Raw genomic sequence first — 15,010 nt, forward strand, 5'->3', positions numbered from 1 at the left:
GACGCGCAATTGTCCCCCGATCAAGCCGCTTCGGTTTCGCGCTCGGCTTCCGCCAGATCGCCGATTTCACCGCCGCTCAGCGTTTCACGCTCCAAGAGTGCAATGGCGATCCGCTCCAGCGCCGTGCGGTTGGTGACCAGCAGCCGGCGCGCGCGCTCCATGCCCTCGTCGGTGATGCGGCGGACCTCCTCGTCGATTCGCCAAGCGGTCCGTTCCGATCGGACGACCGCCGGGTCGTTGCCGGCGTGGGCGACGAAGCCGATGGCCTCGCTCATGCCCCAGGCGGTGACCATGCGGCGGGCGAGGTCGGTGGCCGCGCGGAAGTCGGCCTCGGCCCCGGTCGTCACGGCGTCGTCGCCGAACACCAGTTCCTCCGCCGCGCGGCCGGCCATGGCGACGGCGATGTCCGCCTGCAGCTTGGCGCGGGACACCGACACGCGATCACCCTCCGGCAGGCGCACGACCATGCCCAGCGCGCGGCCGCGCGGGATGATGGTGGCCTTGTGGATCGGATCCGCCTCCGGGCTGCGCAGCGAGACCAGGGCGTGCCCGGCCTCGTGGTAGGCGGTCAGCCGCCGCTCGTGGTCGGACAGCGCGAGGCTGCGCCGCTCGTTGCCCAGCAGGACGCGGTCCTTGGCGGCCTCGAAGTCGTTCATGGTGACCACCATGCGGCCGTTGCGCGCGGCGGACAGGGCGGCCTCGTTGGTCAGGTTCGCCAGCTCGGCGCCGGAGAAGCCCGGCGTGCCACGCGCCACCGTCCGCACGCAGACGTCCTGGGATAGCTGGAGCCGGCCGGTGTGGACGCCCAGGATCGCCTCGCGCCCCGCCACGTCGGGCAGGCCGACATGGATGTGCCGGTCGAAGCGGCCGGGCCGGGTCACGGCGGGATCCAGCATCTCCGCCCGGTTGGTGGCGGCGATCACCACCACCGCACCGCCGTCCACGATGCCGTCCATCTCCACCAGCAGCTGGTTCAGCGTCTGCTCCCGCTCGGAGTGGGAGTTGGACTCGCCGCGCTTGCCGGCGAGCGCGTCCACCTCGTCGATGAACAGGATGCAGGGGGCGTTGGCCCGCGCGGTCTTGAAGACGTTGCGCACGCGCGCGGCGCCCAGCCCCACGAACATTTCCACGAAGTCGGAGCCTGACGCGGTGAAGACGGGCACGCCGGCCTCGCCGGCCGCCGCCTTGGCCAGCATGGTCTTGCCGGTGCCCGGCGGGCCGACCAGCAGGATGCCCTTGGGCACCCGCGCGCCGGCCATGGCGAAGCGCCGCGGGTCGCGCAGGAACTCCACCGTCTCGCGCAGTTCCTCCTTGGCCTCGTCCACGCCGGCGACGTCGGCGAAGACGGTCCGGGTGTCGCGCGGCCGGACGCGGGTGGCGCGGCCCACGCCGAGGAATTGCCCGCCGCTCAGCAGCAGCACGCCGACCAGCACCCCGACCACCAGGAAGGGCGCCAGCTTGTCCAGCACGTCCATGGTGCGCGGCACCAGCCCGCCGGGGCCGTCGTCGAAGCTCATGGCGACCTTGCGGCCGCGCAGCTCCTTCAGCAGGTCGTCGGTGACCGGCATGACGACGTGCAGGCGCTTGCCGTCGGTGGTGGCGACATGCGCGCCGTCCTCGCGGAAGACCACCTCGGCCACCTCGCCCCGCTCGGCGGCGGTGACGAAGTCGCTGTAGGTCGCGGGCGCCTCCGCGCTCTCGCGGGCGTAGTCGGTCCAGGCGGCGAAGCCCAACCAGACAAGCAGAAGCGCAGCAATAGAGGCGAGGGCGACGATTACTTTTTTGGGGATCGGCGGCATGACGTCCTACGCAAGCGGCGAAAACCGTGTTCGGCAATTCGTCGCAATTGATGACGGCGCGGACGCACCGCATCAACCGCTTTCGGACGCAGCCTTTTCTTTGACATAGGGATTACCACTTTCGCCCGCCTCTCGGCGGGCGAAGGGCTTTGGCCTACTCCAGCCCGGCCTTCTTGCGCACGTCGTAGCTGCGCGTCTTGGCCCATTCCTCGATGAACTTGACCAGCTCCGCGTCGGGCGGGTCGGGGAGGAGGACTTTCAGCTTCACATACTGGTCGCCGGCCTGCTTGGTCGCCTGGTTCATCACGCCCTTGCCGCGCAGGCGCAGCGTGGAGCCGGTGTTGGACCCCGGCGGCACCTTCACCGCGACCGGGCCGCTGATCGTGGGCACGCGGATGGTGGCGCCCAGCACAGCCTCGTTCAGGGTGATCGGCACCTCGACGTGGATGTCGGCGCCCTGCCGGGTGAAGTGGGGGTGCGCCTCCACATGCACCTCGACGATGGCGTCGCCGGCCCCGAAGCCTCCGGCGCCGGGCAGGCCCTGGCCCTTCAGACGCAGCTTCGCCTGATCCTCCGTGCCCGGCGGCACGGTGACGTCGATGCTCTTGCCGTTGGACAGGTTGATGCGCCGCTTGGTGCCCTGCGCCGCCTCGATGAAGGGGACCGTCACCGAATAGGCGATGTCCGTGCCGCGCGCCTTGGCCCCGGCGGAGGAATGGCCGCCAGCTCCCGCTCCGCCCGAAGACCCGCCGGCCCCGCGCCGCCGGCCGCCGCCGAACAGCTCGGAGAACCAGTCGTCGCTGCCGCCACCGCCGCTCGTGAAGAAGGAATCGTCGGTCGAGGAGTAGCCGCCGCGTCCGCGCGACCCGCCCGAATAGGCGTGGGAACGGGCGCCGAATCCGTGGTGCCGCTCCTGGCCGGAGGGGTCGATCTCGCCGCGGTCGAATCGCGCGCGCTTGTCGGGATCCGACAGCAGCGTGTAGGCCGCCGAGATCTCCTTGAACCGCTCCTCGTTGGCCGCGTTCCCCGGTTTCAGGTCGGGGTGGTTCTCCTTGGCCAGCTTGCGGTACGCTTTTTTGATGTCGTCGGCGCTCGCGGAACGGCTGAGTCCGAGGATTTGATAAGGGTCACGCATGCTGTTTTCGGCCAAAGCTTTCCCACCCCGAATCCCGGGGCAATGGTGTTACGAGTTCGCGATGATCTTCCACGCACCATCGGACTGTTTGCAAGCGGTTCCGTAACCCAATTCCGTCTTGCTCCCGGTGGTGACGGTCTGCTGATACTCCCGGCAGTACTGGCCGGCGTTGTTGTAGCCATCCCGGGTCGTGGTCAGGGTACCCGAATGGCCGGTCTGCGGGTTGGTCCAGCCGATCTTCTCGCCGATGGGAGCGGAATAGGCGCGCTTGGCCGCGGTTTCGGCGGCGGCGGCGTCGCCTTCGGTGATCGTCACACCCTTCCCGATGAAGGCGCCGACCAGCGTGCCCACGCCAGAACTGGCGACCTTGCTCGACGAGGAGCCGTACTGCGACGAGATGACGCCGCCGTAGATCCCCTCTTCCTTGGCGGCTTGCTTGGGGGTTTCAGCGCAACCGGCGAGCAGGGCGACGGCCAGCGCCGCCGGGACGAGCTTCTTCACGAACATCGGATGTTGCCTTCGACAAGGTTAGGAGCCGGCGCGCCGAAAGGATGGCGCTCCGGTGGACACTGATATATGCGAGCCTATGCTATCTGTGAATTGGGACGAAGCTGTGACCAGCATTTCAACCCCAAGCACAGCGCACGACGCACGCCAAATGGGGCTCGGCAGGACGGGCCCGCAAGAGTGGAGCGCACGAGGGGACCATGAGCCAGACGACCGACCGGGATCCGTACGAACTGTTCCAGGAATGGCTGGAGGAGGCCGGGAAAAGCGAACCCAACGACCCCAACGCCATGGCGCTCGCCACCGCCGACGCCCACGGCGTGCCGTCCGTCCGCATGGTGCTGCTGAAGGGAATCGACCCGCGCGGCTTCGTCTTCTACACCAACACCGAAAGCCGCAAGGGCGAACAGCTGGACGCCAACCGCAACGCCGCCCTGTGCTTCCACTGGAAGACGCTGAAGCGCCAAATCCGCGTGGAAGGGGCGGTCGAGCGCGTCACCGACGAGGAGGCCGACGCCTATTTCCAGAGCCGCGCGCGGGAAAGCCGCATCGGCGCCTGGGCGTCGCAGCAGTCGCGCCCGCTGGAAGGCCGGTGGGAACTGGAGAAGCGCGTCGCGCAGTTCGCCGCCAAGTTCGGGCTGGGCACGGTGCCGCGGCCGCCGCACTGGACCGGCTACCGCATCCTGCCGCGCCGGATCGAGTTCTGGCAGGACAAGCCCTTCCGCCTGCACGAACGGGTGCTCTATCTCCGTGCGGATGATGGGGGCGCGACGCCGGCACAGTGGACGACGGAGCGGCTTTATCCGTAAAAAGCCGGCGCCTGCCGCCGCCCCGGCGGGGCGACGGGGGAACGGATGACCGAAACGCACACACACCGGCTTCGCCGCTACGCGACCTACGCCAGCGTGTCGGTGTCGATGACGCTGATCGCGGCGAAGCTGGTCGCCTACCTGACGACCGACTCGGTCAGCCTGCTGTCGTCGCTGATCGACAGCAGCACCGACCTGATGGCGTCGGTCGTCACGCTGCTGGGCGTGCGCACCGCCCTGCGTCCGCCGGACGAGGCGCACCGCTTCGGCCACGGCAAGGCGGAGGCGCTGGCCGCGCTCGCCCAGGCGGCCTTCATCGGTGGTTCCGCCCTGTTCCTGACCATCGAGGCGGTGCGCCGGCTGCTGCGCCCCGAACCGGTGGGGGAGGGGCTGGTCGGCGTGGCGGTGATGCTGCTGTCGATCGTGCTGACCGCCGGCCTGATCACCTTCCAACGCCACGTCATCAAGTCCACGGGCTCCGTCGCGATCGGGGCGGACCGGCTGCATTACTCCGGCGACCTGCTGATGAACACGGCGGTGATCGTCGCGATCCTGCTGACCACTTGGACGGGCATCGGCGCCTTCGACCCGCTGTTCGGCCTGGGCATCGCGGCCTTTCTCCTCTACGGCGCGCGCAATGTCGGGATGGAGGCGCTCAATGTCCTGATGGACCGCGAACTGCCGGAGGAGGAGCGGGCGCGCATCACCGCGTTGATCGCGGCGCACGCGGAAGTTCGCGGCATGCACGACCTGCGCACGCGCAGCACCGGGGTCAGCGCCTTCATCGAACTGCACCTGGAATTGGATCCGATGCTGACCCTCACCGCGGCGCACGACATCACCGATTGCGTCGAGCGTGAGCTGCGCGACGCCTTCCCCAACGCCGAGGTGACCATCCACCAGGAACCGGCCGGCCTGGACGACGAGCGGCTGGACCGCCGGATCGCCGAAAATGGATAAGAGGAACGTTGGATGTTCGAACTTCGGTTGTGTTCTCTGTGACTTCGACCTTTGGAGTACCCCTTACGTCGTTGCGGATTTGTAGAAATTCGGCAATAATCGGTTCATGGAATCGGCATTCCACAAAATTATGTGACCAATTTGGTGGCGACAAATGGACAGTGGCTTCGGCAACCGTGCGAATCTGATTTCGGACATCGCCACTGAGGCGGGAAACCTCGGGATTGAGATCGCGGACATTGCCGGTCATGTCGAGGACGTCAACGGGCGACTGGGGCATCAGGCGACGGTCTTCGCCCAATTGCGCGAGACCGGCAGCAAGATGACGCAGAGCACGATGCGCATCTCCGCCGCCTCCATGGTGGCGCGGACGGTGACGGAGCAGGCCCGCCAGGAGGTCGAATCCTCCCACGACCGGGTGGAGAAGTCGATGGCCGACATCCACTCCCTGGTCGCCGCCGTGGGCGGGATGGAAGGGCAGATCGCCGGCCTGCAGGAGGCGCTGGACCGGGTCGGCCGGGTCGCCAAGGAAATCTTCGTGATCGCCAAGCAGACCAACCTGCTGGCGCTGAACGCCACCATCGAAGCGGCGCGCGCGGGCGAGGCGGGGCGGGGTTTCGCCGTGGTCGCCAACGAGGTGAAGGCGCTCTCCAAGAAGACCAGCGAGGCGACGACGGAGATCGACGCCACGCTGAAATACCTGAACGATCAGGCGCAGCGGCTGATGGTCGAAAGCGCGGCCAGCGCCGGCAAGGCGCGCGCCGTCAGCGAGGGCACCACCGCCATCGGCTCGGTGATCGAGACCGTCGGCCGCGCCATGACGGAACTGCACAAGGAAACCGACAAGATCGACGCCGCCTCGGCGGAGATCGGGGGCAACTGCGACGAGCTGGAACGCGAGATCAGCGACCTCGCCGTCGGCGTCCAGCTGTCCAGCGACAATCTCGCTCAGGCCCGCGACCGGGTGAATACGCTGCTGGGCATGAGCGAGCGGCTGATTGGCATCACCGCGGAACTGGACGTGGAGACGGTGGACACGCCCTTCATCCGGCTGGTCCAGGACTCCGCCGCGCGCATCGCCGCCAGCTTCGAGGACGCGGTGGCGCGGGGCGAGATCGCCGAGGGCGACCTGTTCGACCAGACCTACCGCCCGATCCCTGGGTCGAATCCGCAGCAGCACCTGACCCGCTTCACCGAATTCTGCGACCGCGTGCTGCCCGGCGTGCTGGACCCGGTGCGGACCCAGAACGACCGCATCGTCTTCTGCGTCGCGGTGGACACCAGCGGCTATCTGCCGACGCACAACCGCGAATTCAGCAAGCCCCAGGGCTCGGACCCCGTGTGGAACGCCGCGCACTGCCGGAACCGGCGCATCTTCAACGACCGCGTCGGGCTGGCCGCCGGCCGCAATGTCAAGCCCTTCCTGCTGCAAACCTACCGACGCGACATGGGCGGCGGGAAATACACGCTGATGAAGGACGTCTCCGCGCCGATCAAGGTCCGCGGCCGGCATTGGGGCGGCCTGCGCATCGCCTACAAGGTCCGCACCTCTGATTGAACCGAACCTCCGATTGAGGGCGCGGGGCGGCCGACGATTCACGGTGCGGTTTTGTGACGCCGGTATGACATTGCGTCGCAGGGGTGCGACGCATCGGCGGCCCGCTTTCGTCTTGCAGATCGGATCGCTTTGATCACAATGCAAAGCGGGTGGGTTGCGGACAATTGAAACGGCCAGCGGACGCGCGTCCGCCCGGTCGGCCGTTGGGAGTCGTCACCGACAGATTTCGGAGGTGATGCCCCATGCCAGAGCGTATCGTCGCGCTGTCGCGCGCCGTGTCCGACCTTGCCACCCGCAAGATGGACGAAATCCAGGCCGTCACGAACACGACGAAGATTCTGGCCCTGAACGCCCTGATCGAGGCGATGCGCGCGGGCGAGGCCGGGCGCGGCTTCGCGGTGGTCGCGCAGGAGGTGAAGGCCATTTCGGAGCGCATCACCGGCATCGGCGAGGAACTGCGTGGCCAGATGGCCGTGCAGACCGAGGAGCTGAACACGCTGGGCAAGCGGCTGGTTTCCCAGCTGCGCGGCGGGCGGCTTGCCGACCTCGCGCTCAACATGATCGACATCATCGACCGCAATCTGTACGAGCGGTCCTGCGACGTCCGCTGGTGGGCCACCGACAGCGCGGTCGTCGAATGCACGGCAACGCCGACGGCGGAGCATTGCCAGCACGCGGCCCGGCGTCTGGCCGTCATTCTCGGCGCCTATACGGTCTACCTGGACCTGTGGGTGGTCGACACGCGTGGGACGGTGCTGGCGAACGGACGGCCGGACCGCTACCGCCGGGCGGTCGGCAGTTCCGTCGCCGGTGAATCCTGGTTCCGCGACGCCATGGCGACGCGCAGCGGCGCGGACTTTGCGGTGGCCGACATCGCGGTCAACGACCTGCTGGACCGAAGCACCGTCGCCACCTACGCCACCGCCATCCGCGAGGGCGGGGAGGAGGACGGCGCAGTCATCGGCGTGCTGGGCATCTTCTTCGATTGGCAGGCGCAGTCCCAGGCCGTCGTCGATTCGGTGCGCCTGACGGAGGAGGAACGGTCGAAGACGCGCTGCCTGCTGGTCGACCGGCGGCACCGCGTCATCGCCGCATCGGACCGGCGCGGCGTGCTGTCCGAACCTTTCGCCCTGCGCACCGATGGCCACACGCACGGAAGCTACGCCGACGAGACGGGCAGCGTCATCGGCTTCGCGCGGACGCCGGGGTACGAAACGTACCGGGGGCTGGGCTGGTACGGAGTGATAGTGCAGGAATCGATCCCCGCACACGGCTGATCGTTTCCCTTTGACGAAATTCGTCACCTTTTGATGTCGTCTCTGAAATCCGCGTGAAACACGCATATGGTGGTATTCAATCCATCCGAAGGGGTGGGACATGCAACAATTCGGGCTTGCTTTAAGAATGGAACACCGGGATGCCGACATCGTCGAGCAGGCCGTCAGCGACGTTCTTCTCGCCGATGTCATCTCCCAGGAGACTAAAGCAAGACTGGTGAATGGACTGACGGTGCTGAAGGCCGGCCTGGACTGCCCCGATGCCGGCTGCTCCGGCTGCTTCCATCGCCGCAATTGCGAACGGCTGGTCGAAGGCATCCTTTCGACCACCTGAATCCCCGGCCCGGCGGCTTTGGAGGAGCGTGGAGACGGCGACTACTCCTTCGAAGACACGCGGGGGTGTGACGACCGTCACCGCGCCGTGTTGAATCCATGCTAAGCTGTGCCGTTTCCGGTCGATGGCAGGGGCCGTTGCCCGGACGGGGCCGGTGCTTTGGATCGGTCCGAACAGCGACCGGCCCGTTGGCCGGTCCGGAAACGGTGCGGCGGGACGAGGTCGGCATGGGTTTTTCGATCACCTTCTGGGGGGTGCGTGGCACCGTGCCGTGCCCCATGCCCACCCACATGGGCTTCGGCGGCAACACCAGCTGCGTCGAGGTCAAGGCGGGCGACCAGCACATCCTCATCGACGCCGGAACCGGCATCCGCATGCTCGGCAAACGCCTTCTTAAGGACGGCGTGACCGAGGCGACCCTGCTGATGAGCCACACGCACCTCGATCACATCAGCGGCTTTCCCTTCTTCGCGCCGGCCTACACGAAGGGCTTCCGCCTGCGCATCATCTCCGGCCACCTCTGCGGCAGTCCGGGCATCGAGGCGGTCATGGAGCGGCAGATGGAACGGCCGCTGTTCCCGGTTCCCATGCGCACCATGGGCAGCAACATCACCTTCGACGAGATCGCCGCCGGACAGAGCTTCCGCCTGGGCGAGGACGTGGAGGTGCGGACAGCCCCGCTGAACCACCCCGACGGCGCCACCGGCTATCGGGTCGAGCACCAGGGCAAGTCGATCGTCTACGTGACCGACACGGAGCATGTGCCGGGCCAACTCGACCAGAACATCCTGGGGCTGATCGCCGGGGCCGACCTCGTCCTCTACGACACCACCTACACCGACGAAGAATGGCAGAACCGCATCGGCTGGGGCCATTCCACCTGGACCGAAGGCGTGCGGCTGGCGCGCGCCGCCGGCGTGAAGCGTCTGGTGCTGTTCCACCACGACCCCGACCACGACGACAAGGCCATGACGGCCCTGGAAAAGGCGGCACAGGCGGAGTTCCCGGAAAGCTTCGCCGCGCGCGAGGGCATGACCGTCACGCTGGCCTAAGTCCCGGCACGGCGGTTATAGAGGGGCCCGCCGATCCGTCCTATAAGGCCAAGTACCCTTTTCATGACCGCTTCCATCCTCGCGCTGTTCACCGCCACCTACCTCGGCATGGCGGTGGGGCGCTTTCCCGGCCTGCGCGTCGACCGCACGGGCATCGCGCTGGTCGCGGCCATCCTCCTGCTGGGCATCGGCGCCCTGACGTCGGAGCAGGTGGTCGAGGCGATCGACTTCCCCACGATCTTCATCCTGTTCGGACTGATGGTCCTGTCGGCCCAATACGCGGCCAGCGGCTTCTACGACTGGTGCGCGCTGCGGGTGGCGCGGGCGGCGCGGTCTCCGGCGCGGCTGCTGGCCGTGACCGTGCTGGTGGCCGGCGGCCTGTCGGCCCTGCTGGCCAACGACGTGGTGGTTTTCGCTATGACGCCGATGCTGTGCGTCGGGCTGACCGCCCGCCGGCTCGACCCGCGGCCCTACCTCATCGCGCTGGCCGGGGCGGCCAACGCGGGATCCGCGGCGACGGTGATCGGCAACCCGCAGAACATCCTGATCGGCCAGATCGGGCATCTGGATTTCTGGCGCTTCGTGACGGCCTGCGGCGTGCCGGCGCTGGTCGGGCTCGGGGTCGTCTACGCGGTGGTCTGGTTCGCCTGGCGCGGCCACTTCGGCCTGCCGGACGGCGACGGCGGGGACGGCGAGGGCGTGGAACTCGACCGGCCGCAGCTGGCCAAGGCGGTGGTCGCGACTCTCGTCCTGCTCGTCCTGTTCACCACCGCTGTCCCGCAGGAAACCGGCGTGCTGCTGGTGGCGGGCGCCATGCTGGTCAGCCGCCGGCTCGCCACGCGGAACATGCTGGGCATGGTCGACTGGCACCTGCTGGTGCTGTTCGCCGCGCTGTTCGCGGTCAACCACGCGCTCGGCCTGACCGGCCTGCCGGCGGAGATGGTCGGCTGGCTGGAGCGGGAGGGCTGGCTTCCCGACCGGCTGGCCGTGATGACCCCGCTGGCCCTGGTCGCCAGCAACAGCATCGGCAACGTGCCGGCGGTGATCCTGCTGCTGAAGGCTTGGCCCGGCCCGCCGGAAGGGGCGCTCTACGGGCTGGCGGTGCTGTCCACGCTGGCCGGCAACCTCCTTCTGCCCGGCAGCCTCGCCAACATCATCGTGGCGGAACGGGCGCAGGCGGCCGGCGTTCGCCTGGGCTTCCTCGACCACGCCCGCTGCGGCGTGCCGATGACGATCCTGTCCATGGTTTTCGCCGTCCTGTGGCTGTGGGGCATGGGGTGGATGCGGCTGTCCTGACACGACACATCTTCCTGCGTCGCCCGTAAGGCGCAGAACCCGGCCTCGCGGGGATTCCGGGCTATGCGAATGGCGCACTCCCTCTCCGTCCGGAGCATTGCCTCGACTGCGCCGAGCGAAAACCTACGGTCTGCGCCGTTGTTTTCGCGGTGACCCACGCACAGGACGGAGAGCGGAGCAGCATGTCGGAAGCCATCAGGCAGCAGGGACGGGGAGAGTCCGAGGCAGCGGAGCCCAGGACTGCGGTCCGTGTGGCCGCCGTGATCGTCACGCACAATCGCCTGTCCCTGTTGCGCGGCTGCCTGGCGGCCATCCACGCCCAGGAACCGCGGCCGGACCGCATCGTCGTCGTGGACAACGGGTCGAGCGACGGCACAGCCGAATGGCTGGCCGAACAGCAACGGCGCATCCCCGAACTGCTGGTCGTCCGGCAGGCCAACGTCGGCTCGGCCGGCGCCTACCACACCGCCTTCGACACAGCCCTGCGGCTCGGCGCGCGGTGGATTTGGAGCACCGACGACGATGGCATCCCGGCGCCGGGCGCGCTGGCCGAGCTTCTGCGCCAGGGCGAACGCCACGGGCTGGACATGGTCGGCCCCATGGTCGTGGCGGCGGAGGATCGCGACGACCTCGCCTTCAGCATGCAGGGCCACAGCACGGCGGCCTCCTTCACCGCGGCGGCGGAGGACGGGATCGTCCCCGGCGCCATCGCGCTGTTCAACGGCACGCTGCTGAACCGCCGCGTGTTCGAGCGGATCGGCAACATCAAGCGCGAGATGTTCATCTGGGGCGACGAGTGGGAGTTCACGCTGCGCGCCCGCCGCGCCGGGCTGAAGGACGGAACGGCCGTGCACGCGCTGCACGTACATCCGCGCAACAGGCGTACGCAGCGCCCGCTGGCCGGCGGGCTGCTCGGCACCGTAGAGGAGATGCCGGCCAACCGCGCGCCCTTCTTCTTCCGCAACATGGGCTACATCCACGCCACGTACGAGCCGGAATCGATCCGGCGCATGATGGTGAAGTACACCCTGTACTTCCTCCTGCACCGCCGCTGCGACCTGGCGGGCCTGCGCGGCTTCTGGTCGAACTACCGGGCCGGCCTGCACGACCGCTACCCGGACGACCTGATGGCGCTGGCCGCCAAGCGGCCGATAGCGGTGAATGGTGCCGTGAACGGCGCTGCCGACAGCCCGGCATCCCTGCCGGGCGCCATCTCGGGCGAACGAGCGTAAGGGCGGGGGAAGCGGCATGCACGGCGAATTCAGCCTCGACGGGCGGGCGCCCGCGCGCCCGGACAGCTGGTACCTGTGGCCGGCGGCGCTGGTGGCGCTGGTCGCGGCGGTGATTCCGATCTGGATGGTCGAGATTCCAGCGCTCGGCGACTACGTCAACCACGTCACGCGGATGTACGCGCTGGCCTTCCTGGACCAGGACCCGGCGCTGGCGCAGTTCTACACGATCCGCTGGGCAATCATCCCGAACCTTGTGATGGACATCGTCGTGCCGCCGCTCGCCAAGCTGATGGGCGTGCACACGGCCAGCCGCCTGTTCGTCACCGTCAGCTACCTGCTGCTGGTCAGCGGCACCATCGCGCTCTACCGCGCGGTGTGGGGGCGGGTGGAGCTGGGGCCGCTGGCCGCCAGCCTGTTCCTCTACACCATGTCCACCTACATGGGCCTGTTCAACTACCTGTTCGGGCTCGGGCTGGCGCTGTGGGGGATCGCGGTCTGGATCCGCTTGCAGGACCGCGCGCCGTGGGTCCGCGGTTTCGCCTCGCTCGGCTTCGTCCTGGCGCTATTCATCTCCCACCTGTTCGCGCTGGGGCTTTATGGGCTGACCCTGCTGTCGGGGGAAATCTGGCGCCTCTACGCGTCGGGCGACTGGCGCCGGCCGCAACGCGCGTTGCCGGACCTGGTGGCCTTCGGCCTGCCGTTCCTGGTCGTGCCGCCTCTGCTGCTGATGAGCCCCTCCTCGGGGTTCGCCGACGCGGTGATGTGGGTCGGCACGGCGAAGCTGATGGGCTTCGACTTCCTGTTCGGCGCCTACACGACCGCCGTCGGCTGGGTGACCGGCGTGGCGGTGTGCCTGGGCGTCGCCTGGGGCCTGTGGAGCGGGACGCTGCGCGTCCATCCCGTGGGCATGATCGCCATCGGCATGGGCCTGGCCGTCTACGCGGCGATGCCGCTGGTGCTGTTCGGCTCCTGGTTCGCCGACAGCCGCCTGCCCATCGGCATCACCTTCGTGGCGTTGGGCTTCGTGCGCTGGGACCTGGGCACCGCGCACATGCGCGCCGCCTTCCTGTCGGTGGTGCTGGCCTTGTCCCTGCTGCGCAGCGCCGACGCCGGCGTGGCGATCGCCAAGGTCGACCCGCTGCTGGAGGAGGTGCGCCTGTCCACCCTGCGCATCGAGCCGGGCAGCACGGTGCTCGCCACCTACGCCGACGAGTCGCTGCGCAAGTCCACCTTCCGCCCGACCCAGTTCACCGACGACCGCGCGCTGTCCTTCGGCCTGCACCACTCGCCGGTGCTGGCGCTGATGGACCGGTCGAGCCTCGTCCCCATTGCCTTCACGCATCCGGGCAAGCAAATCCTGCTGCTGAAGCCGCAATACGCGGACCTGGACGGCGATTTCACCTACATGCCGCGCATCGGCTACGTCGCCGACGCGGTGCGCCAGCCGGACCTGCGCGAGAACTACTACTGGACCGACTGGCCGAAGCGCTTCCGCTACGTCTACGTCCTGTTCACCGAGCCCGGCCGAGCGAACCCGGTGCCGGAGCACCTGACCCTCGTCCAGGAGGGCCGGCACTTCCAGCTCTACAAGGTGAAATGAGCAGGCGGCATCGTCTTCCCAGGGAATAATCCACACTCCGGCGGCGTCCATATCGTGGGGACCGGGCAGCAGGCCCGGCCCGAACGATCGGGAGGTCCACACCATGCACCGCTTTGCTCGCTTCACCGCCGCCGCCATCCTCGGACTGGGCGCCCTGACGGCCGCCGCCGTCGCCCAGACCATGCCGACCAAGACCGCCCAGGGGACCGGCGGCTCGATGCTGACCGACTCCAAAGGCATGACGCTCTACGTCTTCGACAAGGACGCCGGCGGCAAGTCGGCCTGCAACGGTCCGTGTGCCACCAACTGGCCGCCGCTGATGGCCTCGGCCGACGCCAAGCCGATGGGCGACTACACGGTCGTCACGCGCGACGACGGCGCCAAGCAGTGGGCCTACAAGGGCAAGCCGCTCTACACCTGGGCCAAGGACGCGAAGGCCGGCGACACCACCGGCGACAACGTGAACAACGTCTGGCACGTCGCGCGCCCGTAACGCGAACGGGACGCACGAAAACGCCCCCGCAGCGCCATGCCGCGGGGGCTTCGAGGATTCCCCCTCTCCCCTCCGGGGAGAGGGAAGGAACCCACGCGCAGCGTGGGAAGGGTGAGGGGGCCGGCGCGCTCCGCGCGCCGCCAAGGGGCATTCTGCCCCTTGGCAATCCCCTGGCACAGGCGGTGCCTGTGCTGCCCCCTCACCCTAACCCTCTCCCCGGAGGGGAGAGGGAACAGTCTTTACACGTGGCCCTATTACTGGCCCGACGAGCTGCTGCCCGACGGCGATCCGGCGCCCGACGGGGTCATCGTCGTTCCGGGCGTCGTTCCGGGCGTCGTCCCGGACGGCGCCATCGTGTTGCCGGTCGTCCCGGTCGAGGAGCGGCTGGCCGCGTCGTTCGTGGTGCTGCCCGCCTTGTCCTTGTTGCGGTTCAGCGAGGTCGTGGTGTCGGAGTACTTGAACTCCGGCATGTTCTTGACCTCGTCGCGGCTCATGCCCGAGAGCTGCACGCGGTCCTGGTTCTGGTCCCAGTTGGCTTGGCTGTAGTCCACGGCGATCTGCTTCTCGCCGATGCCGAGGAAGCCGCCCGACGAGATGACGATCTGCTTCGCCTGGCCGGTGCTGTCGAGGATGATGTCCTCAACCTCGCCAACCTTCTCGTTGTCCTTGCCGTAGACGTGCTTGCCCAGCAGATGCTCGGCGCTGGCCAACTGGCCGCCGGTCAGGCCGGACGATTGCTTCATCTCCGTCTGGGTCTTGCCGGTCTGGTTCATCTCTGTGGCGGTGGGGCCGCCCGCGGCGGGGTTGCCCGTTCCAGGCGTCGTGCTGCTTTGTGCGAACGCAGCGCCGGTCATCAGCGCCAGGACGGACGCGGCCGCAAAAATTTCCCTCCGCATGGATTTTTCCTTTCCCTACTTCGTCACGTGTGTGGCGGTTTGCCCAAGAAGGCAACTGGACA

General features: G+C 68.2%; 14 protein-coding genes. 10 read left to right on the forward strand and 4 right to left on the reverse strand.

Annotated features, from left to right (window positions below; translation table 11 throughout):
• Positions 1 to 20 precede the first annotated feature (20 nt).
• From ftsH to M2351_RS05775, 3 genes are all read right to left on the reverse strand, one after another.
• Positions 21 to 1,799, reverse strand: coding sequence for an ATP-dependent zinc metalloprotease FtsH (gene ftsH / locus M2351_RS05765; RefSeq protein WP_264655170.1), 1,779 nt, complete (start codon positions 1,797 to 1,799; stop codon positions 21 to 23).
• 154 nt (positions 1,800 to 1,953) lie between these two features.
• Positions 1,954 to 2,934 (reverse strand): J domain-containing protein, encoded by a 981-nt coding sequence (locus M2351_RS05770; RefSeq protein ID WP_264655171.1) that lies wholly within the window; start codon positions 2,932 to 2,934, stop codon positions 1,954 to 1,956.
• A gap of 48 nt (positions 2,935 to 2,982) precedes the next feature.
• A complete protein-coding gene (locus M2351_RS05775; RefSeq protein ID WP_264655172.1) occupies positions 2,983 to 3,441 on the reverse strand; it encodes an RT0821/Lpp0805 family surface protein in 459 nt (152 codons plus the stop codon).
• A gap of 200 nt (positions 3,442 to 3,641) precedes the next feature.
• Between M2351_RS05775 and pdxH the strand changes: the two genes are divergently transcribed.
• The 10 genes from pdxH (at position 3,642) to M2351_RS05825 (ending at position 14,052) form a co-directional block, all read left to right on the forward strand.
• Positions 3,642 to 4,250, forward strand: coding sequence for a pyridoxamine 5'-phosphate oxidase (gene pdxH, locus M2351_RS05780; protein ID WP_406567363.1), 609 nt, complete (start codon positions 3,642 to 3,644; stop codon positions 4,248 to 4,250).
• A 45-nt stretch (positions 4,251 to 4,295) separates the two neighbouring features.
• Positions 4,296 to 5,210, forward strand: coding sequence for a cation diffusion facilitator family transporter (locus M2351_RS05785; protein ID WP_264655173.1), 915 nt, complete (start codon positions 4,296 to 4,298; stop codon positions 5,208 to 5,210).
• Between the two features lie 154 nt (positions 5,211 to 5,364).
• Positions 5,365 to 6,768, forward strand: a complete 1,404-nt coding sequence (locus M2351_RS05790; protein ID WP_319801871.1) for a methyl-accepting chemotaxis protein — start codon at positions 5,365 to 5,367, stop codon at positions 6,766 to 6,768.
• 242 nt (positions 6,769 to 7,010) lie between these two features.
• Positions 7,011 to 8,045 (forward strand): methyl-accepting chemotaxis protein, encoded by a 1,035-nt coding sequence (locus M2351_RS05795; RefSeq protein WP_264655174.1) that lies wholly within the window; start codon positions 7,011 to 7,013, stop codon positions 8,043 to 8,045.
• A gap of 100 nt (positions 8,046 to 8,145) precedes the next feature.
• Positions 8,146 to 8,379 carry a hypothetical protein gene (locus M2351_RS05800; protein WP_264655175.1) on the forward strand — a complete coding sequence of 78 codons (234 nt, stop codon included), beginning with the start codon at positions 8,146 to 8,148 and terminating at the stop codon, positions 8,377 to 8,379.
• A gap of 227 nt (positions 8,380 to 8,606) precedes the next feature.
• Positions 8,607 to 9,431, forward strand: a complete 825-nt coding sequence (locus tag M2351_RS05805; protein WP_264655176.1) for an MBL fold metallo-hydrolase — start codon at positions 8,607 to 8,609, stop codon at positions 9,429 to 9,431.
• A gap of 63 nt (positions 9,432 to 9,494) precedes the next feature.
• Positions 9,495 to 10,727 carry an SLC13 family permease gene (locus M2351_RS05810; RefSeq protein WP_264655177.1) on the forward strand — a complete coding sequence of 411 codons (1,233 nt, stop codon included), beginning with the start codon at positions 9,495 to 9,497 and terminating at the stop codon, positions 10,725 to 10,727.
• 182 nt (positions 10,728 to 10,909) lie between these two features.
• The gene (locus tag M2351_RS05815) at positions 10,910 to 11,959 is read left to right on the forward strand and encodes a glycosyltransferase (protein ID WP_264655178.1); all 1,050 of its coding nucleotides are present in this window, start codon (positions 10,910 to 10,912) and stop codon (positions 11,957 to 11,959) included.
• A 16-nt stretch (positions 11,960 to 11,975) separates the two neighbouring features.
• Entirely contained in the window at positions 11,976 to 13,559 is a 1,584-nt protein-coding gene (locus tag M2351_RS05820) for a DUF2339 domain-containing protein (protein WP_264655179.1), read from the forward strand.
• 103 nt (positions 13,560 to 13,662) lie between these two features.
• On the forward strand, positions 13,663 to 14,052 hold the full coding sequence (locus M2351_RS05825) for a COG4315 family predicted lipoprotein (RefSeq protein WP_264655180.1): 390 nt from the start codon (positions 13,663 to 13,665) through the stop codon (positions 14,050 to 14,052).
• Positions 14,053 to 14,306: 254 nt separating this feature from the next.
• On the opposite strand, the gene M2351_RS05830 is transcribed toward M2351_RS05825, so the two are convergent.
• Complete coding sequence (locus M2351_RS05830; protein WP_264655181.1) at positions 14,307 to 14,948, reverse strand: PRC-barrel domain-containing protein; 642 nt, start codon at positions 14,946 to 14,948, stop codon at positions 14,307 to 14,309.
• Between the last annotated feature and the right edge of the window lie 62 nt (positions 14,949 to 15,010).

The organism is Azospirillum canadense (assembly GCF_025961225.1).
Taxonomy (GTDB): Bacteria; Pseudomonadota; Alphaproteobacteria; order Azospirillales; family Azospirillaceae; genus Azospirillum; species Azospirillum canadense.

Excerpts from the sequence above, each read along its gene's own strand:
- M2351_RS05810 (WP_264655177.1), top strand. The coding sequence starts at position 9,495 with ATGACCGCTTCCATCCTCGCGCTGTTCACCGCCACCTACCTCGGCATG.
- M2351_RS05815 (WP_264655178.1), top strand. The coding sequence starts at position 10,910 with ATGTCGGAAGCCATCAGGCAGCAGGGACGGGGAGAGTCCGAGGCAGCG.
- M2351_RS05785 (WP_264655173.1), top strand. The coding sequence starts at position 4,296 with ATGACCGAAACGCACACACACCGGCTTCGCCGCTACGCGACCTACGCC.
- M2351_RS05820 (WP_264655179.1), top strand. The coding sequence starts at position 11,976 with ATGCACGGCGAATTCAGCCTCGACGGGCGGGCGCCCGCGCGCCCGGAC.
- M2351_RS05830 (WP_264655181.1), bottom strand. The coding sequence starts at position 14,948 with ATGCGGAGGGAAATTTTTGCGGCCGCGTCCGTCCTGGCGCTGATGACC.
- M2351_RS05795 (WP_264655174.1), top strand. The coding sequence starts at position 7,011 with ATGCCAGAGCGTATCGTCGCGCTGTCGCGCGCCGTGTCCGACCTTGCC.
- pdxH (WP_406567363.1), top strand. The coding sequence starts at position 3,642 with ATGAGCCAGACGACCGACCGGGATCCGTACGAACTGTTCCAGGAATGG.
- M2351_RS05805 (WP_264655176.1), top strand. The coding sequence starts at position 8,607 with ATGGGTTTTTCGATCACCTTCTGGGGGGTGCGTGGCACCGTGCCGTGC.
- M2351_RS05775 (WP_264655172.1), bottom strand. The coding sequence starts at position 3,441 with ATGTTCGTGAAGAAGCTCGTCCCGGCGGCGCTGGCCGTCGCCCTGCTC.
- ftsH (WP_264655170.1), bottom strand. The coding sequence starts at position 1,799 with ATGCCGCCGATCCCCAAAAAAGTAATCGTCGCCCTCGCCTCTATTGCT.
- M2351_RS05770 (WP_264655171.1), bottom strand. The coding sequence starts at position 2,934 with ATGCGTGACCCTTATCAAATCCTCGGACTCAGCCGTTCCGCGAGCGCC.
- M2351_RS05800 (WP_264655175.1), top strand. The coding sequence starts at position 8,146 with ATGCAACAATTCGGGCTTGCTTTAAGAATGGAACACCGGGATGCCGAC.
- M2351_RS05790 (WP_319801871.1), top strand. The coding sequence starts at position 5,365 with ATGGACAGTGGCTTCGGCAACCGTGCGAATCTGATTTCGGACATCGCC.
- M2351_RS05825 (WP_264655180.1), top strand. The coding sequence starts at position 13,663 with ATGCACCGCTTTGCTCGCTTCACCGCCGCCGCCATCCTCGGACTGGGC.